Source organism: Gilliamella sp. W8145, assembly GCF_016101145.1.
Classification (GTDB): Bacteria; Pseudomonadota; Gammaproteobacteria; order Enterobacterales; family Orbaceae; genus Gilliamella; species Gilliamella apis_A.
Map to the genome: position 1 here is coordinate 353,817 of NZ_JACFRC010000001.1, position 23,003 is coordinate 376,819.

Genomic DNA, 23,003 nt, shown 5'->3' on the forward strand with positions numbered 1-23,003 from the left:
TATTTAAGCGCAAAAAAAAACCTAAACTCCCATTCCATTGGGAGTTTAGGTTTTGCTTGCATCAAAAATGGTTGATGCAATAACAATCCAAAATTTCAGTGTTAATTAAATTAACATAAATTTAATAATATTGTTGCTAATAGTTAATTATTTTGTGATTTCGATCACACTATTATTTTTTAGCTCGGCTCTTAGTCGTTCAATATGAATAGTCAAATACAAACTTTCATCATCGGATAATGGATGCTGATATTGTTGGATTAAATGTAAGTCTATCTGTTTAGTACACAAATAGGCTTGTTCATATTTTTGCCGAATAATTTCATACAATGATGTGTCTTGTTGAGCTTGTTTGCCTTGACTTAAGATACGATGCGCAAAAAACTTTAAGTGCGTGACGAATCGTTGATAGGAAAGGCTATTTTCATCATATTCAAATTTAAAATGGTATTTAACAATATTCAAAATTTCACGCATGATCTTCGTCATATTAACGATATTCGGCATGGTATCATTTAGTTGTGCATTGATTATATGGAAGGTAATAAAACCAGCTTCGTCTTCGTGCAGTTCTACACCTAAGCGCTGTTTAATCACCGATAAAGCATGCAAACCAATTTGATATTCATTTGGATAGAATTTTTTTATTTCCCAAATAAAGTTATTGGGAATATCAAATCCCTGCTTATGTCTTTCAATAGCAAAATAGATATGATCGGTTAATGAAATATAGATACTATCTTGTAATTTGCCACCTAACTGTTTTTTTGCATAATTGATTATAATATCTGAAGTTGTATGAATTTCGATAGGTATTTCCGAAAGCAACTCAGCAAACTTTGGCAGTATTTCTTGATTATTCAATGAAAACTGCTTTTCAATAAGTTTGGGGTCAATTTCATCTCCTTCCTTTTTTTTGAATCCTACCCCACGTCCAGTAACAATTAATTCATTTCCCTTTGCATCTAACGTTACGACAACATTATTATTTAATATTTTATGAACTTTCATCTGTTACAGTCTAAATTAAAGGTTAAGTTATTATGTCTAGCTTAACAAAAATAGAAAGTGATAAAATGAAAAAGTGTGATAAGTATCAAAATTTGGCTTAAAAATTGTTGATTTTTTGCGGTAAAAAATAGCAATAAACCCGACAGGCAAGCCTTGTCGGGTTGAATATTCAAAATAGTTAATTAATTATTGAGCAAGTAATTTATTCATGGTTTGAATAAATTTACTCGGATCACTCAATGATCCTTTTTCAGCAAGAAGTGCTTGATCTAACAATAACTCAACCCAGTCACTAAATGTTGTTTCGTCTTGAGTATTAGCGATGCGTTTAACTAATTGATGATCAGGATTAATCTCAAATGTGTATTTGATCTCTGGTGCTTTTTGTCCTGCTGCAGCAAATAATTTAGCCATTTGGGTAGACATTTCGTCAGCAGCTGTTGTTACAATTGCTGGTGTATCAGTTAAACGATGGGTTAATTTAACCTCTTTAACTTTGTCTGCTAAAACTTTTTTCACTCGTTCAATAAATGGCTCAAGTTCTTTTTCAACTTGTTTTTGTTCATCGCTATTTTGATCGGCTAACTTTTCGATTGATTCGTCAGATTTACTGATAGATTGGAACTGTTTACCAGCAAATTCAGTTAAATTGCTCATCATCCATTCGTCAATACGATCAGAAAGTAATAATACCTCAATACCTTTTTTACGGAATAATTCAAGGTGAGGACTATTTTTGGCTGCGCCATAACTATCGGCAGTAATAAAGTAGATCTTCTCTTGACCTTCTTGCATACGGCTGATGTAATCATCTAATGATACGCTCTGTACCTCGCTATCACTGTTAGTGGTAGTAAAGCGTAATAACTTAGCAATCGACTCACGATTGCTAAAATCTTCACCAGTCCCTTCTTTTAAAACTAGACCAAATTCACTCCAGAATTGTTGATATTGTTCTTTGTCATCTTTAGCAAGTTTATCAAGCATTTGTAAAACACGTTTAGTACATGCATTGCGTAAATTCTGGGTTACTTTGTTATCTTGCAGGATTTCGCGCGAAACATTTAATGGTAAATCATTAGAATCAATTAAGCCTTTTACAAAGCGTAAGTAGTTTGGCATAAATTGTTCTGCATCATCCATAATAAAAACACGTTGCACATACAATTTTAAACCGTGTTTATTGTCACGATTCCACATATCCCATGGCGCTTTAGATGGAATATAGAGCAAACTAGTATATTCTTGTTTACCTTCGACACGGTTGTGGCTCCAGCTTAGCGGATCGGCAAAATCGTGTGAAATATGTTTATAGAACTCTTTATATTCTTCATCAGTTACTTCTGATTTGCTACGCGTCCAAAGTGCTTGCGCCTTATTAACTTTTTCCCATTTAACTTCTTTACTTTCTTCATCAGTAGTTTGTACTTCAACTGGTAATGAGATGTGATCTGAATATTTGCTAATAATTGAACGTAAGCGCCAATCATCTAAAAACTCTTTTTCATCATCTTTTAAATGTAAGACGATTTCAGTACCACGTGTTTCTTTGTTAGTATCAGAAATGGTGTATTCACCTTCACCAGCAGATTGCCACATCACTGCTTCATCTGCTTTGGCTGTTGCCGCACGAGTTGTCACGGTAACATTATCAGCAACAATAAATGCTGAGTAAAAACCGACACCAAATTGGCCAATAAGTTGGCTATCTTTAGCTTGATCACTACCAATTGACTCTAAAAATGCTTTGGTGCCTGATTTCGCAATTGTTCCTAAATTCTCAATGACTTCATCACGAGTCATACCAATACCATTGTCGGAAATGGTTAAGGTGCCAGCTTCCTTGTTGGTTGAAATACGAACCCCAAGCTCGGCATCACCAGCGTATAAATCAGGATTTTCAAGTGCTTTAAAACGAAGCTTATCAGCTGCATCTGAAGCATTTGAAATTAATTCTCTTAAAAATATTTCTTTATTAGAATATAAAGAGTGAATCATTAAATGAAGAATTTGTTTAACTTCGGATTGAAATCCACGTGTTTCAGTTCCTTGCTTACTCATTGACTAATACCTCAGCTATATTTGCAAATTCAATTAATATTAACCACAAAATGTTCATCTTACTAATGCGATGAATAAGATGTTATCTCGTTAATATTAATTGATTAACATTGACATAATGATTTGATTAATTGTTGTATCGTTATATGGGAATAAAAAAGACAATTTCAAGAGAGAGTATTAAGATAACTAATTAATTGCTGATTTTTTAGTTATTTGGGCAATAAAAAAGCCCTGATATTAATCAAGGCTTTTAAATTTACTAACCAGTTAATTATCGAGTTTCTGGTAAGAATCCACAAACTAAAATAACTACTACGGCCACAGGAATGATGACGCGAGTCAAAATTGACCATACACCAAACCAGAAATTGCCTAAGTTCAATTCTTTACGAATGATTTTTTGGTTCATCATCCAAGCACCGAAGATTACAGTTCCTAAGCCAGTCACAGGTAACATAATCTTACTCGTTAGATAGTCGAGTAAATCGAAAATATTTTTACCAAATAACGTGACATCTGACCATTCATTAAAGGATAAAATACAAGCAATACCTAATGCCCAAATTAATACACTACTAACCACTGTCGCAGTTTTACGACCCATAGGCGTTTTCTCTTCTAAAAGCTCTACAGTTGGTTCAAGTAATGAAATTGATGAAGTTAAGGCAGCAAAAGTTAGGAAGATAAAGAATAAACAACCTAAAATTGAGCCAGCAGCCATATTACCAAAGGCAATTGGTAAGGTAACAAAAATAAGACCTGGACCCGCTCCAGCTTCTAAACCATTAGCAAATACTAACGGAAAGATTGCCATACCAGATAGCATGGCCACAATAACGTCTAAAATAACCACGGTGCGGGCAGTAGATAGTAAATTCACATCTTTACCAAGATATGAACCATAAGCCATCATAATCCCCATACCTAATGATAAGCTGAAGAACGCATGGCCTAAAGCAGCTAAAATAGCGGTACCACTCAATGCTGACCAATTAGGGGTGAATAAAAAGTTAAACGCTACGCCAAATGATGGGCCACTAACAATAGCTGCATAACCAACTAGAATTAAAAGCAGTAGCCCTAAACCAGGCATCATCACTTTACAAGCACGCTCTAAACCACCACCAACGCCCATAGCCACAATAATAGTATTCGCAGCCATAAACACGGTATGCCAAGTTAAAAGGCTACCGACATCGCTAAGGAAACCGCTAAAAATTTGCCCAGTAGCAGCACCATCAACACCATTGAAGGTGCCATTGATAGCTAAAAAGATGTAATCAGTCGCCCAGCCACCAATTACACTATAAAAAGAAAGAATTAAAAACGAGCCAAGTACTCCAATAATACCAACCCAGCGCCATAATTTTGAGCGTCCTTCTGATGCGGCAACATCTTCCATGGTATGTATTGGGTTTTTTTGTCCGCGACGGCCGATTAACCATTCTAAAACTAAAATTGGCAAGCCAATGACAAACATAAATAGTAAATAGGTCAGAACAAATGCTGAACCACCCATTTCACCAGCCATATATGGAAATTTCCATATATTACCTAAACCCACAGCAGAACCGGCAGCTGCAAGCATAAATCCCATGCGAGAGCTCCACTGTGAATGACTTTTCTTCATAGTACCTGTACTCATGAATCTATTTTCCCTAGAGTTTTGATTAAATATTTAATTTTAGTTTTAGCAAAAGCCTAACTATTTTTTTATTAGATAAATAAAATGCTAAATCATGCCATGAAATAAATTTATAAACAAGAAAACATTATCATTTATAACGATAACCAATAAAAAATTAAATCGTTAACCTTAAGTTTAATCGTGTTTTGAAGTGGTCAGAGTAAAAAACGAGCAATAAAAAGTTGAGGAATGCCGTTTTTGGCGATTACATTTAGACTATTGCAACCCTTTTTTTTACTTAAAATAAAATAATTTAAAAATCAATATGTTGAAAAATGGCTCAAAAAAAGGGTTTTATTAGTAAAAATAGACTTTGCCTTTTTGCCAACAACATTTATAGTATATCTGGCTCTAGTTCACTGCCGTGTAGGTAGTTTAGAAAAACAAACGAACCAATTCCGTAGTCCCCAATTTGTTCACTGCCGTGTAGGTAGTTTAGAAAACAACTGCAGGCAGCGTTTAAATACCGCGAGGGTTCACTGCCGTGTAGGTAGTTTAGAAATCCCGTTCAGTTGCTGCTAACGGCAACCGCCAGTTCACTGCCGTGTAGGTAGATTTAAATTTTAAGTCATTACATTATTTTGACGAAAGAGATTAAAAATCATGTCAAATATGCCTTTTTGACAAGGCTATGTATTGTTCTAATACATATAATAGATAATGTATAAATACTTAACGTGAATGAACTATTCATGTAATGACTAACTAGTTTCGCTGTCGATGGTAAAAATTAGTGTGTGTAACCCCTTATTCAAAATATCCTTTGTACTAAAATCCCCTCAGAAATTATTTAAACCTCTAAACGTTAGTGAGCTAAAACAATTCAATATGACAAAAAGTTGAGAAAAAGGGAGCATGAAATCTTTGATATTGCTAATCATCAGCCCATCGCATATATTACATAGAATATTTACTTCTCTAAAAAGAATAGTTATGACACAAAATATCGATTTGAACGAAATAGATAAGTTTGCAAAACTTGCTTCGCAATGGTGGGATCCCAACGGCCAATGCAAACCATTACATATTATTAATCCATTACGAGTAGATTATATAAAACAATTGTCTGGTGATCTAAATGGAAAACATGTATTAGATGTTGGCTGTGGTGGTGGGATTTTGTCAGAGAGTCTTGCAAAACTCGCGGCTAATGTAACTGCAATTGATCTTGCTGAAGAGTCATTAGCCGTGGCAAAATTACATGCCGAGCAAAATAGTTTAGAAATAAACTACCAGAATCAAACAGTAGAGCAGCATGCTGAACAATTCCCTGCGCACTATGATGTTATTACTTGTATGGAAATGTTAGAACATGTTCCCGATCCGTTTTCAATTATTCATGCTTGTGCAAAATTGCTTAAGCCTAATGGACAACTCTATTTATCGACCATTAACCGCAATCATAAAGCAAAATTAATGTTAATTTATGGTGCGGAATATATTGCTCGCTTAGTGCCGAAAGGTACTCATGATTTTAATCGCTTTATTCGTCCTTCTGAATTAATGACTTGGGTTGAACAGGCTAATTTAACTGTCAAAGGAATAATTGGTATGGAGTATCATTTGCTAAGTAATCAATTTCGCTTAGGTAAAAATGTTGATGTCAATTACATCTTAATGGCACAAAAAAGCGATGGCGAGTAACAGAGATTAGTTTGCGCTATATTTATCTGCTGAAATATAAATATAAAATTTTACTGGTCTTTTATATTGAAAGTGAGTAGAATACATCGGCAATATTTTATCAACAATTCAACTCAATGGTGAATATTGTCATGTCTCGTATAGTTAAAGAAGCCCTCACGTTCGATGATGTTTTATTAGTTCCAGCCCATTCAACTGTTTTACCTAACACTGCTGATATTACAACTCAACTGACGCAAACCATCAAATTAAATATTCCAATGTTATCTGCGGCAATGGATACTGTTACCGAAGCCGAACTTGCTATTGCACTTGCTCAAGAAGGTGGCATTGGTTTTATTCATAAAAATATGCCAATTGAAGTTCAGGCAGAACATGTCAAACGGGTAAAAAAACATGAAAGCGGAATTGTACAAGATCCCGTATCAGTATTACCTACAGCAACGATTAAAGAAGTGATTGAACTAGCCAAAGAATATGGTTTTGCTGGTTTCCCTGTTATAACAGAATCGCAAGAATTAGTTGGCATTATTACTGCTCGTGATGTTCGATTTGCTACTGATTTATCACTATCTGTTACAGCCGTAATGACGCCTAAAGAACGCTTAGTTACTGTTAAAGAAGGAGAATCTCGGGAAAGTGTTTTGAAAAAAATGCATGAACACCGTGTTGAAAAAGTATTAGTTGTTGATGATCGTTTTCACTTAAAAGGCATGATAACAGTCAAAGACTACAATAAAGCCGAGCAAAAACCAAATGCTTGTAAAGATGAAAAAGGTCGTTTACGAGTGGGCGCTGCTGTTGGCGCAGGAGCAGGTAATGAAGAACGTATTGCTGCATTGGTAGAAGCGGGTGTTGATGTGTTACTTATCGATTCATCACATGGCCATTCAGAAGGTGTACTTGAACGTATTCGCCAAACAAGACAAGCTTATCCAAACTTGCAAATTGTTGGTGGTAATGTGGCAACCGGTGAAGGCGCTAAAGCTCTTATTGATGCCGGAGTAAGCGCAGTCAAAGTCGGTATTGGACCAGGTTCAATTTGTACTACACGTATTGTTACTGGGGTAGGGGTACCACAAATTAGTGCGATTATGGATGCTGTTGAGGTAGCTAAACAACATAATATTCCTGTTATTGCTGATGGCGGTATTCGTTTTTCAGGTGATATCGCTAAAGCAATTGCTGCTGGTGCATCTTGTGTTATGGTTGGTTCGATGTTTGCCGGTACAGAAGAAGCACCCGGCGAGATTGAATTATTCCAAGGTCGTGCTTATAAATCTTATCGTGGTATGGGATCGTTAGGGGCAATGGCAAAAGGGTCATCTGATCGTTATTTCCAATCTGACAATGCTGCTGATAAGTTAGTACCAGAAGGTATTGAAGGTCGAATTGCATATAAAGGCTTATTAAAAGAAATTATCCACCAACAAATGGGTGGTTTACGTTCATGTATGGGATTAACTGGCTGTGGAACTATCGATGAACTTCGCACAAAATCGAAGTTTTATCGTATAACTGGTGCGGGTATGAAAGAAAGTCATGTTCATGATGTTCTTATCACCAAAGAGCCACCTAACTATCGAGCTGGCTAATAAGTATGATTTAAAAGGGATTGAATACAATCCCTTTTTTATTTGTATCATTTGCTACCCAAAAAGTTTAGACAAGTTTTTGTAAAAATCCAAAGCGTTATTTTAAATGCTTAATTTAATAATATTAATGAAAGTTAATAGTTAAATATTAAAATTTATTGCATAGATTTTCTTCTGTCACTATACTTGCTGACGTTTCCTAATACAAAATCAGGTTAGTATTTATCCTTTTATGGGTAAAAAATCATATAAAACACCAAGTTAATTGACATCGTAGTCGCGATGTATAATAAATTTAAATTTGAAACCTGCCTAAGTAATCATTTAAATTTGGCTAATTTTAGTAATAAACTAAACTGTTTGTTTTTTGTTAATGTTATGTTTTTTTACCATTAGTCAAAAAAGCCAAGCAATCGTAGCTAATACCGTAAATACCATTATTGGTAGTAAACCAAAAGTTGTTAATATAGAAGCAGCTTCCAACAAACATGGTTTTATCTTAAATGGTGTTTTTTATAGTTCAAGCTCTCATAATTTGAGCGATACGGATATTAACGAATTTGATGGTTTAACAAAATTTAGTGATTTTATTATTAAGAACTATACTGAAAATGATTTAGATAATTCATCTAATTATGACGATTTAGATGGTGATAATATTCGTAATAATAAGCCATTTATCGTTGAACAAACGGTTTACGATTGGTTTGATAATAATGGTGAAAAAATTCCCGACAGTAATATAGATAATCTAATAGGTTGTGGAAGTAATTATGCAATGCCTTTGTCATTGACATTAAAAACTTCAGTAAAAACCTATTCTGAATATGGTAACCCAAATGAAAGTGAGACAGTAGCGATAACTAAAATATATAAAATTGCACCTACAGGCGATGTATGTTACCTGAAACCAAATTCAACTAAAGTTTTACCTTTAAATCAATGGCGTGGTAGTGATGCTCAAGGGACTATGTACCCATGGAATACAGGTCCAATAAAACCAAATCCCGAAAGTGGTGGAGGTTATACTCAGGATTTTATTGTTGATAAAGGGTTTAGAGCCAGACCAATTGTTTCAGATAAACCCTTTCCAACTACAGGCTTCCCTGGTGCAGAATTTCAATTAATAATGAATTATTCTCAAGATAGTTATATTTATAATGTAATAGTCAATCCTGGTAATGTGGCGACAGTAGATCAAACAGGTAATGTTCTTTTAAAAGCGAAACCACCGGAAGGTAATAGTGATATCATTATTCGAGCTACATTAAAATCATCTCCTAACAAACATTTTGATTATAAATTTAATCCAACTTCCGTTTGGATAGAACCTCAAAGTGTGGGTAGTTATGATTGGCGTACTGCATTTAACCAATTTTGTGGAGGAATTGATGGATTCCCATCTCGTAAAGATTATTCTAACTCGCCTGTAGTTAATGTTGGCCCTAATTGGCAACGCAATGGTAAATGGAATTTTTCTACTCGAGCTATCAACCAAGGACTTTATCCTGAATGGGGATATACAACTCGTCGTACTTATCCAAATTCAAAATGGGAATGGGATGAAACGACTTATTTTACTAAAGATCCTAATTCTGATACACAATACTTCGTTATTTACCTACATGATGGTGGGCTATTGCCTTCTCCTCGTACGCCGGGTGATTTCGCAGGAAATGATTTTGCGTTTATAGCTTGTAGAAAATAATATTTTATTAAACTATATTATGGATTATTGATACCAATGCTTGACTGAATCCGCTTGACTTAAGTTGAGGTCTTTGACTCTTTTACTGATATCGAATTGTTTATATGTCAGAGAGCTTTATTTTAACTAATCGGTGTGACAAGTATTATTTTCAAGTTATAAAAAAGACCGAGTTTTTATCTGTCTCGGTCTTGTAATCAGATTTACTTATTATGAGCTTAACTGACAAGCACTACATCTTGAAGTGCATCTAATTTTCATTATTTTTCAATTTTCTTTTCAAAATTGACAGAATAGCCCATTCCTCTTTTGCGGTAGGCTTCCTTCGCTTGATGACAAGGATAGGTTTCTGCTATTTTACGTTCTAAAGTATTTTTTTCGTTCCATTTTAAATTTTGAGCCTCAATGTCTGCGATTTTATCAGCACATGAGTTAAATGTTCTAATAAATTCATCATCATTATCGGTAAAGAATTTTACATGTTTCTCATTTTCTCTATCAAAAGCTTTTTCCCAACTTTTTCTACAGGCATTTAAAGAGTAGATATCTTCAGCACAATAAAGTGGTTTTTGGGATTCAATAGTTTGAATATCGGCGTTAGCCAGATCTTCAGTGGCTTTTTCCTCTAAGGCTGATTGGGCAACGGCACAATTTGAACCTCGACGTTGATCTAATTTACATAAAGAAATCATTTGCTTTTTAATATCTTCGAATGTTAGCTGTTTTAATTCTTTTTTACCTTCATCAACTTTTTCATTATAAACAATTTCCCAAGCTTTACATTTAGGGGAAGGTGCTGAGAATAATACATTGCACCCTTCAACTTTCATATATTCATTGATGGAATTTTGCCATGATTTGTCCGCTATTTGGTTTCTAATTGCTGTCATTTCTGTTTCTAAAGCTAGTTTTTCCTCTGCTGCTTTACGTTCTTGTTCTAATTTAGCTTGTTGGATTTGATCTTCTTTGATAGCATTCTCTGCAGCTTGACATTCAGTATCATTTTTTATTTTTTCGAATAATTTCTCATCATTTTGTCTAAAAGCTTTATTTAAATCATTACGGCATTCTTCTAATTTCTCTTTAGCAGAATCAATATGTTTTAAATAATACTCTTGATTCTTTTCTTCACATCCAGCCAATCCTAATCCAGCTATTAATACAAGTCCTATCACTTTTAAGTTTTTCATCATCTTTCCTATTTTAATTTAACTTAATCAATAAAATTAAGTAATAATAATTATTTATATAGTTGGGGCAATAATTGTTGTTATTAAATAAAGATAATGCGGTATTGTTTTTATCATCTTTAATATAAAAAATATTTATTTTGGCATTTATCTTTAGCACGCAAGATACACAATAACGATAGGTTTGAAAAGTGATTTTTGTTTATGTATATGCTATATCAATAGAAATATACTGAACTTAAGTTATAGAAAAATTTGAGGAACGGGGTTTTTAAAACCAAAAACATCCCATAATCTTTCTGAAATTGGTTATAAAATTAGCTAGCACCAAATATAAAAGTTTATTCCTAACAAATCAGATTGGAGTACTTCATTTCGCGACATGAGCAATGTGCTGACAACTGAGCGAGGTTAGCATGACAAACAGGGATGTTTGGCAAGGCTGTTGTTTGTCAGGAACAAATCACAGCCGGTGCGTTAACAGCGAACGAAGGTGGAAGGCAGTCACATCGTGACCACTTGCGTGGTCGCCGCGAGAGTTGGTAAAGAGGGTTCGCGCAAACCCTCTTTACTCGGACGTAATCACCGTATAAAACTAGCCACAAAACAGTAAAACGTCCGAAATTAAAAGAACAAAAAAGTTGAGGAAAGGGGTTTTTTAAAACCTAAATCTAGCCACAATTCACCGAAATTGGCTTTAAAACTAAAATCAGTTAGCTCTAAATATAAAAGTTTATTTCTAGCAAATCAGATTGGAGTATTTCATTTCGCGACATGAGCAATGTGCTGACAACAGAGAGAGATTAGTATGGCAAACAGGGATGTTTGGCAAGGCTGTGTTTTGTCAGGAACAAATCACAGCCGGTGCGTTGAGAGCGAACGAAGGCGGAAGGCAGTCACGCAGTGACCATTTGCGTAGTCGCCGCGAGAGTTGGTAAAGAGGGTTCGCGCAAACCCTCTTTACTCGGACGTAATCACCGTATAAAACTAGCCACAAAACAGTAAAACGTCCGAAATTAAAAGAACAAAAAAGTTGAGGAAAGGGGTTTTTTAAAACCTAAATCTAGCCACAATTCACCGAAATTGGCTTTAAAACTAAAATCAGTTAGCTCTAAATATAAAAGTTTATTTCTAGCAAATCAGATTGGAGTATTTCATTTCGCGACATGAGCAATGTGCTGACAACAGAGAGAGATTAGTATGGCAAACAGGGATGTTTGGCAAGGCAGTAGTTTGTCAGGAACAAATACAGCCGATGCATTAAAGCGATCGAAGGCGGAAAGGCAGTCACATCGTAACCATTTGCGAAGTCACCGCGGAAGTTGGTAAAGAGAGTTCGCTCAAATGCTCTTTACTCCGACATAATCACCATATAAAACTAGCAACTAAACAACAAAACGTCCGAAATTAAAAGAACAAAAAAGTTGAGGAAAGGGGTTTTTTGAAATTTAAATTCGTACCCATTTCTAACCCTTTTTTTTGACTTAAAATAAAATGATTAAAAATCAAAAGATTAAAAAGTTACTCAAAAAAAGGGTTTTTAATAGTAAAATTACGCTTTGTCTTTTTGCCAACTGCATTTATAGTATGTTGTGTTCTAGTTCACTACCGTGTAGGTAGTTTAGAAAGTGGAAAATATCGATTGACCGTCCCCCGTAATGTTCACTACCGTGTAGGTAGTTTAGAAAGGGATCGGTGGTTCTGTCGAGATTCCCGTTCAGTTCACTACCGTGTAGGTAGTTTAGAAAGCCCTCGCAACGTCGCGTTTATGTATATAGTTGTTCACTACCGTGTAGGTAGTTTAGAAATGATTCCCAGCGTTGCCATGTCCTCTCGTCCAGTTCACTACCGTGTAGGTAGTTTAGAAACGCCGAAAATTTCGCGGAAAAGGATTAGACAATGTTCACTACCGTGTAGGTAGTTTAGAAAAACCAAAACCATACAAAAACGGGCGAATATTTGTTCACTACCGTGTAGGTAGTTTAGAAAAACAACATGTAATGCTGAAATGATTGCGCTGCGTTCACTACCGTGTAGGTAGTTTAGAAATCACTTAAAAACTCTCTGATGTAGTAATTTATTGTTCACTACCGTGTAGGTAGTTTAGAAATCTCTCGTCTGTTGGTTCTGGTCGGTCAATTTGTTCACTACCGTGTAGGTAGTTTAGAAAAGAAGCTGGCACTGAGATTTGGACAGATTTTGGTTCACTACCGTGTAGGTAGTTTAGAAAATACTGCCCGCCTGAATAGTGTCGGGTTTAGGGTTCACTACCGTGTAGGTAGTTTAGAAATGATCTGCCGTTTTCAGATTACCGGCACTATCTGTTCACTACCGTGTAGGTAGTTTAGAAATAAACGGAAAACGCCCGCTGTATCAGCTCGAAGTTCACTACCGTGTAGGTAGTTTAGAAATACGAAAAACCATAGGGGGCTTTTTGCTTGGAGTTCACTACCGTGTAGGTAGTTTAGAAATATCAACGTTAGCCGCAGGTGTTATCGCTAGAGTTCACTACCGTGTAGGTAGTTTAGAAAGATATCAGCGGCATTACCACGCACATGTTGACGTTCACTACCGTGTAGGTAGTTTAGAAAACTGGCAAATATTGGTAGGTTGCGTGTAAAAAGTTCACTACCGTGTAGGTAGTTTAGAAAGAGCCGGGATCTGAGGTAGAAATTGGGTTTATGTTCACTACCGTGTAGGTAGTTTAGAAAAAATATACGGGTAAATTCGGCATTGGTCGTTAGTTCACTACCGTGTAGGTAGTTTAGAAAGAAAACTTGGCGACCAACATCGATTTGCTATTGTTCACTACCGTGTAGGTAGTTTAGAAAGCTACGGCGGGCAATATCAATCAGTTTATTAAGTTCACTACCGTGTAGGTAGTTTAGAAAAACCCGTAAAAATATCAATTATCCCAGTTTTAGTTCACTACCGTGTAGGTAGTTTAGAAAGGAACTAGCGGACGGGTACCATTTATCAAAACGTTCACTACCGTGTAGGTAGTTTAGAAAAGATCGTTTCCAAACGTGCGCAGATATTTAATGTTCACTACCGTGTAGGTAGTTTAGAAAAACTGTTTCGCCGCTGATGTATTCAATGTTGTGTTCACTACCGTGTAGGTAGTTTAGAAAGTCGTGATGAAATCTGCCCGATTGAATGGCTGGTTCACTACCGTGTAGGTAGTTTAGAAATGACCCGCCTAATTGAATTGTCGTATCAAACCGTTCACTACCGTGTAGGTAGTTTAGAAATCACTGAAGCAAAACAGATTACAAAACAGATTGTTCACTACCGTGTAGGTAGTTTAGAAATAATGTGGACAGTGCCGGGAATAATTCGATGAGTTCACTACCGTGTAGGTAGTTTAGAAATCACCTTTACTAAGCACATGATGTCTATGAATGTTCACTACCTTGTAGGTATGACAAAAGTCTTAACAATTATTTACCAATCTGAATTTGCTATAATCACCTAATATATCTATACTTTTTTCTGCAAGGATTGCATATTTTTAGATAAAAATTATAAATTAAAGGATTAAGAGCATGTTGAGATACCCTTATTTAGGCGCTATTTCTAATTTAATTGTTAATACAACATTGACCAGTAAAAAAAATATATTGAGTCACGCCCCTTCAATACAGCAATTATTCATTAATCAGCCAATAAAGCGAAATTCAACGTTTAATAAAACACTACTTAAATATTTATCCTCATTTTGCCAAACAATAGTGAAATTCTTGAAAAAGATTTGTTTATGTTCTATGACTTTTTCAACTATATTTAGCCCTGTATACGCGTTAAGTGCATTTACCACAGAAAGTATAAAAGGTAGTGCACCATATTTAACGCTAGATGATGGTGTTAGTAAAATAACGAGTACAGAAGAGCTACTGGCAATTAAATTACCTAATGGTACTGTGATAACCCCGCAAAATGATGTATCAAGTATAACCAATCCGATCGAGTTACCTGATAAGAACAATACTTATGCCAGTGTACAAACGATTGTTCCATTACCTATATCAGGCAATAATCAGTTTCCTGTAATAAATATGACTGATTTACTTGCTGCACCGTATAATTATTTTGCAGATGATGATGGTGATGGATTTGATGATAGTGACCTTATTACCGCAACCGCAACAGGTGACATTAAGATAAAATGGGAAGCCCGTAATCCTGCCGTAGCAGATATTAATGCTAAAAACGCATTTATAGATATTACATCGAAGGTGAAAAGTCATCCTGATGCTATTCCAGATTTATGTGATGGGGTACATAAAATAACCATTAGTGCTAGTGATAGTGAGTTAACTACATCTTATGGTGATCCCAATACAAATCATTTTCAAGAAGGTTCACATAGTTATTATTTAACGCCAAAATTAGAACCAAAAGTGTGTTATGCCCAGCCAAATTTGTATCCTGATAACGCTAGTTTAGGCGGTCGTGATTATGAGATAGATGGCATTTTATGGGATGCCGCACAAGTCGAAAGTGTCAATGATTATGGTGTTTATCGAGGGTATCCAAGTAAAGGTATTAAGGTATTACGAGCAACCAATAGTGGTAATTATCAAGGTGAAACTTCAATAACTAAAAATAACTTTCCAACGACCGGATCACATGGATTGTATTTTTATTTACTATTTGGCGGTATAACACCTGAAGCGGTATTAGCTGCCAATGGTAGTACTGTACAATCTATAGAGGGGGGTAATGTCAGTTTATCGTTAAGTGTGAGTAAAACTACTGAATGGGAGGATCATAGTGGTCATGGACCGGATCCATATGGATTGGCTCAACCTGCTATAAAAATAACCTTAGCCGGCCCACGTTTTAATTCTACGGATAAGAGCTTTAGACCTATGACATTTAGATTATATGCAGATAGTAATAAAAGTACGCTAATTTATGAATTTAAATTAATGCGTTGGTTTATTGCTAATCCTGAGATTGCTTTTAATAATGAAACTCGATTTGAACCACCTATTGGTTCAAATGATGAAGCTTTAAGTTATCAATCTAAGGCAAGGGATTATTGTAAAAGTTTAGGTAGTGGTTATCGATTGCCAGATGTGAATGAGTTTTCCAATACCAATCCTGACGATGGTTGGATTGGCGGTTATGTTAATAGATATGGAATGTATGCTCGTCGACAATTAAGTTATCAGGATAATGGAAAGTGGATTGGTGGAATTGCGAATGAATGGGGGTGTATGTCTATGTATGAGAATAGTCGTAACTCGTTTTGCCAATCTTATATAGATACAGATTGGAATGCATATTATTATTGGACGAATAATGTAGCAACAAATACTGAGCTACCTGAAAATGAAGGAAAACCATTTTTATATTGGGTTGAAGGAAGAACCCGGGTACTTCATTTAAATGCATTTGAAATTCGTGCTGCTTGTGTTACACCTTAAGTGTTAATTACGATTATAAATAAAAAGTAGGTTAATTTTGATTAACCTACCTAAGTTTAGTTTATTGAATTGCTTTAGCGACTATTTGCTGTGCTTCTTGTTGAAGAGTTAATAGATGCTCATTACCGATAAAACTTTCTGCATAAATCTTATAAGCATCTTCTGTACCAGAAGGACGAGCAGCAAACCACCCGTTTTGTGTGATCACTTTTAAGCCGCCGATTGGCGCATTATTCGCCGGAGCAATGGTTAAGCATTGAGTAATTTCCTCACCAGCTAGTTTATCTGTGGTTAATTGGCTGGCATCGAGTTTGGCTAATTTTTGTTTTTCAGTAAATGATGCAGGTGCTTGAATTCGACCATAATAAGAAACACCAAATTTAGCTTCAAGTTCTTGGTATTGCTCCTGTGGATTTTTGCCTGTTTTAGCCGTCATTTCCGCTGCTAATAAGCATAAAATGATGCCATCTTTATCCGTTGTCCAAACTTTGCCATTAGTTCTTAAGAATGAACCACCTGCACTTTCTTCACCGGCAAAACCGAGTTTACCATGATAAAGTCCATCAGCATACCATTTAAAGCCAACTGGATATTCAAGGTATTTTTTGTTTAAGCTATTAGCAACACGATCGATCATTGAGCTAGTGACCAGCGTTTTACCAATAGCGATATTTTGATGCCACTGTGGACGATTTTGAAATAAATAGTTTACGCAAGTTGAAAGGTAGGCATTCGGATTCATTAACCCTTTTGGTGTAACAATGCCGTGACGGTCAGCATCAGTATCGTTACCAAAAGCTAAATCAAATTTATCTTTGAGGTTTAATAAACCGGCCATTGCCCAGCGACTTGAACAATCCATACGGATCACTTCATCATGATCAAGGTGCATAAAGCTAAATGTTGGGTCAATTTTATTGTTGACGATTTCAAGGTTTATGCCGTATTTTTCAGCAATGCGGGGCCAATAGGTAATACATGCACCGCCAAGTGGATCAACACCAATTTTTAGGGATGATGCTTTAATTAATGACAGATCTAAAATATTTTCAAGATCGTTAACATAATCAGTTTCATATTCTTTAGTATGAACGTAGTCTGATTTTATTGCTTTCTCTAAGCTAACACGTTTAACACCATTAAGGTTATTTTTTAATAATTCATTAGCACGGTTTTCGATTTGTTTAGTTATATCGGTATCAGCGGGACCACCATTAGTCGGATTATATTTGATACCACCATCTTCAGGTGGATTATGTGATGGAGTAATAACTATGCCATCAGCTAATTGAGATTGTTTATCCTGATTATAAGTCAATATTGCATGAGAGATCACTGGTGTGGGAGTATAGCCCCAATTTTGCGCTATAACTACAGTTTGTTCATTCGCCACAAAGACTTCAAGCACTGATTTTAAAGCAAGTTCAGATAAAGCGTGGGTATCTTGACCAATAAAACATGGTCCAGTGATATTGTTTGCTTTGCGATATTCGACTACCGCTTGGGCAATTGCTAGTATGTGTGTTTCATTGAAGGTTGCTTTATTTGAGCTACCACGATGACCTGATGTACCAAAAATAACTAATTGGCTAACATTATCAACATCTGGTTGAATTTGATAATAGTTATTTTGTAATGCTTGGATATTAATTAGATCAGATGGTTGAGCTAATAATCCTGCACGGCTTGACTTAGCCATTTTTTACTCCTCTTTCATAACTTTATTTTAATATTCACTTTTATAATCATTATGTTAGTGAATTATTATATAGTTTACGGTAAAAAAGCATGGATAACTTGATTAATCATGCTTTCTGAGATACCCATGTCACTCATAATTGATTCAATAATATGAAGTTTTCTAGCTGTATTTGTATTACTAATTACCCAATATGGGGTACCAACAATTTCTCGTGGTTTAGTGTTTTTTCCTGAGGTTTCTAAAGATTGTTTATCTTTAGCTAAGTATTGTCGTTTACTACCATGTAGTGATGTTGCAGCAATTGAAAATAGTGCCGGGTTGTAGTTATAGAGGGCGCCAAGTAGTAATAAGAAACGGCTAATGATCGATTTTTCATTTGTAAATGTATCGCTAGTAAGTAGATCATTAAAAATAGGGTAGTGATTTTCTTTGGCTAATATAGGATCAGCTTTAGTTAATACAGGTTGATTAAAGTTTAATAAACGTCGCAAAATACTTGATGCATCTTCACCAATATGTTTAGTTTGACCTGCAATAAATTGATAAAGTTCTTCGTCGATTTCGATAGTTTTCATTCTGTTACTTTGCCTATTAAATTATTTTACCGGACAACCATCAACGGGAATGGCGTCAAAATTTAAACTTTTAGTTGGTTTGTCTTGTAAACAATCTAGTTTAGATTGATGAGAGACGGTTTCGTTTTTTGTCGTCGGTTGTTGATTTTCATCATGACAGGCCGTTATCATAACTGATAATAGTAAAGGAAAAAATAACCGTTTCATGTACTTATTGTATGGTAGATTAACAATTGAGCTGAGTATAACTCAAGTTAGCCAAAAATTATATTATCTAATGATAAAAAAATGAAAATGATATTGTTGTTTTTCAAAAAGAATATTATGCTAAACATGGTATAAAAAAATATACTCAAATTATATGAGGAATAAATTATGAAAAAAATCGTCACATTAACTATTCTAGCAGCTATTTTATCTGGATGTAGTAATAGTGATATTTACTCTGGCGATGTTTATACAGCCGACCAAGCAAAACAAGTCCAACAAGTAAGTTATGGTACAGTTGTGTCGGTAAGAGCAGTTAAGATTCAAGCGAATTCTGATGGTAAAAATAATGGTAATTTAGCTGGTACTGTAGGTGGGGCTGTAATTGGTGGTGTTTTAGGTAATACGATTGGTGATGGTACCGGTAGAATTTTAGCTACAGCAACGGGCGCTATTGGTGGTGCAATATTAGGTGATGCGATTGAAAATAAATCTAGTCAAGCTGATGCAGTTGAATTAGAAATTAAACCTGAAAATGGTTCTAATTTTGTTATCGTACAAAAAGGTGATGCTAAACAGTTTTATGCTGGACAAAATGTTAAATTAATTACTAATGGTCAACGTATCAATGCAGCACCAAGATATAGTGGTAAATAATATCTGATTTATTTCAAATTTATCATTTAAATCCAGCTAGTTTTATCCGAATTTGCTTTCGCTTATACTTGTTATAAGTGAAAGCTTCTTTTTGTTTTAATTATCTTATTTGCTATTTAATCCCCATCAGCTAATTGATTATTTTGTCGACATAAAAATTTGCCTGTCTAATCACAAATCGCTAAACTCAAACTAAATGTTTTAATAGTAATAAGGAACTATATAGCAATGCGTGTATTACATACAATGATCCGAGTCGGAGATTTAAAACGTTCAATTGATTTCTATACTCGAGTTATGGGAATGACACTGCTAAGAACCAGTGAAAATCCGGAATATCAATATTCACTCGCTTTTGTCGGTTATGGTGATGAATCAACCAGTTCAGTAATTGAATTAACTTATAATTGGGGAACAGAAAAATATGATCACGGTACAGCTTTCGGTCATATTGCTATTGGTGTAGATGATGTTGCTAAAATGTGTGAGGATGTTCGTCAAGCTGGTGGTCGAGTTACTCGTGAAGCAGGTCCAGTAAAAGGGGGAAAAACGATTATTGCTTTTGTAGAAGATCCCGATGGTTATAAAATAGAGTTAATTCAAAATAGCCAAGCGACTAAAGCATTAGGCAATTAATTTAGCTATGCTCATTTTAACTATCGCCGAATTATCGGCGATATTGGTTTGTTAAATTTAGTTAATATTTTGCAGCTAATAGAGCGGCTAATAGCTGTTGATGTGCTATAGCTTGTTTGCTTTGTTCAAGACTAGCACTTGTCATAATGGCATTTAATGACCTTAGTGATTCATCAAAATCATCATTGATAATCACATAATCATATTCATTGTAATGTGAAATTTCAGATTGAGCTTTATTCATTCTTTTGCTGATCACTTGAGCATCGTCTTGACCTCGTTTGATGAGTCGATTTTCAAGTTCTTTCAATGATGGTGGTAAGATAAAAATACTTTTTGATTCGGGCATTTGCTGCCTAACTTGTTTCGCCCCTTGCCAGTCGATATCTAAAAAAACATTTATACCTTGCATTAAAGATTGCTCAATTTCGGCTCTAGATGTTCCATAATAGTGATCGAATACATGCGCATATTCCACGAAAGCATTCTGTTCAATTAATGATTCAAATTCTTGATTATCAACAAAATAGTAATGTTCACCAGGTTGTTCTCCAGGTCTTGGTTTTCTTGTCGTATGAGAAATAGAAACTTTTGCTGGATGGTGATTTTCTTGTGCTAAATAGGCACGAATAAGACTTGATTTACCAGCACCACTTGGTGCCGAGATAATGAATAAAGTACCCGTATACATAAATAATATTACCGTTTTTTAATAAGATAATGAGTGATTTTTATTGTCACAAAGAGCCGATAGGCGCTATTATAACAAAATTTGCTTATTGTATGTGGCTTATTGTTACATCTAGATTTTATTATTAGCAATCAATTATATAACGAATAATGTAGTATAGAAATTGAATCAATATTATTACAATTACTAAATATATTAGATAGCAATTTATTTCATTAAGGAAAGGAAAATGTCTTTAACATTTAAAGATGGTGTACAAGCGTGTATTCCAACTTTATTGGGTTATATTGGAATAGGTATTGCCGCAGGTGTTGTGGGTAAAGCATCTAACTTATCGGTATTAGAAGTGACTCTCATGGCAATTATTATTTATGCTGGTGCATCACAATTTATCATCACCGGTTTAATGATGGTAGCAACACCAATAACAGCGATTATTTTTACGGTGTTTTTAGTTAATTCACGGCATTTTTTGATGAGTATGGCTACCGCACCGGCATTTCGTCGTTTCTCATTATTGAATAATATTGGTATTGGCAGTCTATTAACTGATGAAAGTTTTGCAGTAGCCATGAATGCTATTGCTAATAAACAACCCGTAAATCCAGCCTGGATGCATGGACTAAATATAACCGCTTATTCTGCGTGGATATTATCATGCTTAGTTGGGGCATTGATTGGTGAATGGTTACCCAATCCAGCACAATTTGGATTAGATTATGCATTAGTGGCGATGTTTATTGGTTTACTTTATTTACAGTTAACAGGTGATAAATCTAAAACAGTTCTAAATCGTGTTATAGCAATGTTGACGGTCAGTGTGATATTGATCTTTTTATTACGTTTTGTCTCATCAGAAATGGCGATATTATTTAGTACTTTTGCCGGTTGCTTTATGGGGATTATTGTGGAGCGTAAAGCATGAGTATTTATAGTATATTAATCATTTTGGGTAGTGGTTTGGTGACTTGGTTACCTCGGGTTATCCCTTTCTTATTAGTCAGAAAATTGCAATTGCCTGAAGTAGTCATTCGTTTTTTATCCTATGTACCTATTTGTATTTTAACTGCACTATTTGTTGAATATCTTTTTATAGTTAAACAAGGCGAATTTCCTAGTTTTAATTTTGAATATTGCTTAGCTGCGGTGCCAACTATTGGTATTGCTGTTTTGACTCGTAACTTAATGTGGGTCGTTATTGTTGGAATGAGTAGTATGGCATTAATTCGCTATTTTATTATCTAAGCTGATTTTTTTATTCAAACAAAAACAGGGCTATTGCCCTGTTTTACTATTTAATTTTTTTAGGTTCTTTCTTTTTGTTCCAATCTTATAATGCTTTTAGTCAGCTTTTCCGCTTCGGCTGTTTGGCCTAATTGATTTAAATAATTGGCCATTGCTTTCTGATTAGCTAAGTTATTGACGATAACTTTTGGTTGTTGTTTCCACCATTTTATTAAAGCAAGTGGATCACTATTGGTTGATAATTGTTTGATACGGCCAATATAGGCTGCTTGTCTAAATTGATCAAGTTGAGAGTCTGGATAAGCTTTAGTTTTATACATGATCGGTAATAAATCAATAACCGATTGATAATCTTCCGTTTCATAGTAGAGTTGATCTGCTAATCTCAATATTTCAACATTACGCGGTTTTTCGTTTAATAATTTTTCAATTGTGATTTTAGCTGCACTATATTCATGATTTTTTAGTTGTAGACGAATTTGTACTAGTTGAAAAGCAAATAACTCTTTTGGTTGACAACATTTTGCCGCCTCGACTAAAGATTGATTGGCGGCGATTAATTGGTCTGCATCAATTTGTGCTTGAGCTGCAAGTAAATAAGATAAAGTAGAGCTTTTTGCACCTTTGGCACTTTTCATAAATAGTTTAGCGGCTTGTTGATAATCACCTTGTAAAAGGTAAAATTGTGCTTGTTCAACACGTTTAACCGATTTCTTCGGTGATTTTAATCTTAACCATTCACCTAGAGCAGTTTTTGAGTTGAAGATTTTTTTACATATTTCATAAACTAAATACAGTACAAGTAATCCTAACAATTGTAATATTACAAATGAGTTAAAAGACATACTTATTCTATATTTAGCAACTTCAAATACCGCTGACCCTTGATGGCCTTCAAAAATAGGGCCAAGGAAAAATCCACCGACTAATACTAAGAAAATAATGAGTATTTTTAACAT

General features: G+C 34.9%; 18 protein-coding genes and 2 CRISPR repeat arrays. Of the genes, 9 read left to right on the forward strand and 9 right to left on the reverse strand.

The features are described from left to right. Positions 1–147: 147 nt before the first annotated feature. From licT to H3T80_RS01535, 3 genes are all read right to left on the reverse strand, one after another. Positions 148–1,011, reverse strand: a complete 864-nt coding sequence (gene licT, locus H3T80_RS01525; RefSeq protein ID WP_198199568.1) for a BglG family transcription antiterminator LicT — start codon at positions 1,009–1,011, stop codon at positions 148–150. A gap of 186 nt (positions 1,012–1,197) precedes the next feature. After that, entirely contained in the window at positions 1,198–3,072 is a 1,875-nt protein-coding gene (htpG, locus tag H3T80_RS01530) for a molecular chaperone HtpG (protein WP_198199570.1), read from the reverse strand. Between the two features lie 274 nt (positions 3,073–3,346). Beyond that, positions 3,347–4,720, reverse strand: a complete 1,374-nt coding sequence (locus H3T80_RS01535; RefSeq protein WP_198199572.1) for a sodium-dependent transporter — start codon at positions 4,718–4,720, stop codon at positions 3,347–3,349. 396 nt (positions 4,721–5,116) lie between these two features. Next, positions 5,117–5,324: a CRISPR direct-repeat array (repeat unit 28 nt; unit sequence GTTCACTGCCGTGTAGGTAGTTTAGAAA). Positions 5,325–5,695: 371 nt separating this feature from the next. Between H3T80_RS01535 and ubiG the strand changes: the two genes are divergently transcribed. The 3 genes from ubiG to H3T80_RS01550 all read left to right on the forward strand — a co-directional run bounded on the left by ubiG (position 5,696) and on the right by H3T80_RS01550 (position 9,709). Continuing rightward, the gene (gene ubiG, locus H3T80_RS01540) at positions 5,696–6,406 is read left to right on the forward strand and encodes a bifunctional 2-polyprenyl-6-hydroxyphenol methylase/3-demethylubiquinol 3-O-methyltransferase UbiG (protein ID WP_198199574.1); all 711 of its coding nucleotides are present in this window, start codon (positions 5,696–5,698) and stop codon (positions 6,404–6,406) included. 131 nt (positions 6,407–6,537) lie between these two features. After that, the gene (guaB, locus tag H3T80_RS01545) at positions 6,538–8,001 is read left to right on the forward strand and encodes an IMP dehydrogenase (RefSeq protein WP_110448132.1); all 1,464 of its coding nucleotides are present in this window, start codon (positions 6,538–6,540) and stop codon (positions 7,999–8,001) included. A 373-nt stretch (positions 8,002–8,374) separates the two neighbouring features. After that, positions 8,375–9,709, forward strand: a complete 1,335-nt coding sequence (locus H3T80_RS01550; RefSeq protein ID WP_198199576.1) for a hypothetical protein — start codon at positions 8,375–8,377, stop codon at positions 9,707–9,709. Between the two features lie 260 nt (positions 9,710–9,969). On the opposite strand, the gene H3T80_RS01555 is transcribed toward H3T80_RS01550, so the two are convergent. Further along, on the reverse strand, positions 9,970–10,899 hold the full coding sequence (locus tag H3T80_RS01555; RefSeq protein ID WP_198199578.1) for a hypothetical protein: 930 nt from the start codon (positions 10,897–10,899) through the stop codon (positions 9,970–9,972). A 1,200-nt stretch (positions 10,900–12,099) separates the two neighbouring features. Here H3T80_RS01555 and H3T80_RS12190 point away from each other — a divergent pair. Next, positions 12,100–12,228, forward strand: a complete 129-nt coding sequence (locus H3T80_RS12190; RefSeq protein WP_255547744.1) for a hypothetical protein — start codon at positions 12,100–12,102, stop codon at positions 12,226–12,228. A 271-nt stretch (positions 12,229–12,499) separates the two neighbouring features. Next, a CRISPR array of direct repeats spans positions 12,500–14,330; the repeat unit is 28 nt; unit sequence GTTCACTACCGTGTAGGTAGTTTAGAAA. A gap of 114 nt (positions 14,331–14,444) precedes the next feature. Continuing rightward, the gene (locus H3T80_RS01560; RefSeq protein WP_198199580.1) at positions 14,445–16,331 is read left to right on the forward strand and encodes a hypothetical protein; all 1,887 of its coding nucleotides are present in this window, start codon (positions 14,445–14,447) and stop codon (positions 16,329–16,331) included. Between the two features lie 61 nt (positions 16,332–16,392). Here H3T80_RS01560 and pgm read toward each other — a convergent pair whose 3' ends face one another. From pgm to H3T80_RS01575, 3 genes are all read right to left on the reverse strand, one after another. Continuing rightward, positions 16,393–18,030, reverse strand: a complete 1,638-nt coding sequence (pgm, locus tag H3T80_RS01565) for a phosphoglucomutase (alpha-D-glucose-1,6-bisphosphate-dependent) (protein ID WP_198199582.1) — start codon at positions 18,028–18,030, stop codon at positions 16,393–16,395. Positions 18,031–18,104: 74 nt separating this feature from the next. Next, positions 18,105–18,608 carry a replication initiation regulator SeqA gene (locus tag H3T80_RS01570; protein WP_198201080.1) on the reverse strand — a complete coding sequence of 168 codons (504 nt, stop codon included), beginning with the start codon at positions 18,606–18,608 and terminating at the stop codon, positions 18,105–18,107. 21 nt (positions 18,609–18,629) lie between these two features. Continuing rightward, positions 18,630–18,815 (reverse strand): hypothetical protein, encoded by a 186-nt coding sequence (locus tag H3T80_RS01575; RefSeq protein ID WP_146208331.1) that lies wholly within the window; start codon positions 18,813–18,815, stop codon positions 18,630–18,632. Positions 18,816–18,980: 165 nt separating this feature from the next. Here H3T80_RS01575 and H3T80_RS01580 point away from each other — a divergent pair, with 165 nt between their 5' ends. Continuing rightward, entirely contained in the window at positions 18,981–19,472 is a 492-nt protein-coding gene (locus tag H3T80_RS01580) for a glycine zipper 2TM domain-containing protein (protein WP_110448126.1), read from the forward strand. Positions 19,473–19,700: 228 nt separating this feature from the next. Further along, a complete protein-coding gene (gloA, locus tag H3T80_RS01585; protein WP_086320316.1) occupies positions 19,701–20,108 on the forward strand; it encodes a lactoylglutathione lyase in 408 nt (135 codons plus the stop codon). A gap of 61 nt (positions 20,109–20,169) precedes the next feature. Here the strand turns inward: gloA and gmk are convergent, their stop codons facing one another. Beyond that, the gene (gene gmk / locus H3T80_RS01590; RefSeq protein WP_198199585.1) at positions 20,170–20,799 is read right to left on the reverse strand and encodes a guanylate kinase; all 630 of its coding nucleotides are present in this window, start codon (positions 20,797–20,799) and stop codon (positions 20,170–20,172) included. Between the two features lie 229 nt (positions 20,800–21,028). Here gmk and H3T80_RS01595 point away from each other — a divergent pair, with 229 nt between their 5' ends. Both H3T80_RS01595 and H3T80_RS01600 read left to right on the forward strand, forming a co-directional pair. Further along, entirely contained in the window at positions 21,029–21,724 is a 696-nt protein-coding gene (locus H3T80_RS01595; protein ID WP_198199587.1) for an AzlC family ABC transporter permease, read from the forward strand. Next, on the forward strand, positions 21,721–22,044 hold the full coding sequence (locus H3T80_RS01600; protein ID WP_198199589.1) for an AzlD domain-containing protein: 324 nt from the start codon (positions 21,721–21,723) through the stop codon (positions 22,042–22,044). Before H3T80_RS01595 ends, H3T80_RS01600 begins: the two co-directional genes overlap by 4 nt. Positions 22,045–22,103: 59 nt before the next feature. On the opposite strand, the gene H3T80_RS01605 is transcribed toward H3T80_RS01600, so the two are convergent. Next, positions 22,104–23,003, reverse strand: a complete 900-nt coding sequence (locus H3T80_RS01605) for a heme biosynthesis HemY N-terminal domain-containing protein (protein ID WP_110448121.1) — start codon at positions 23,001–23,003, stop codon at positions 22,104–22,106.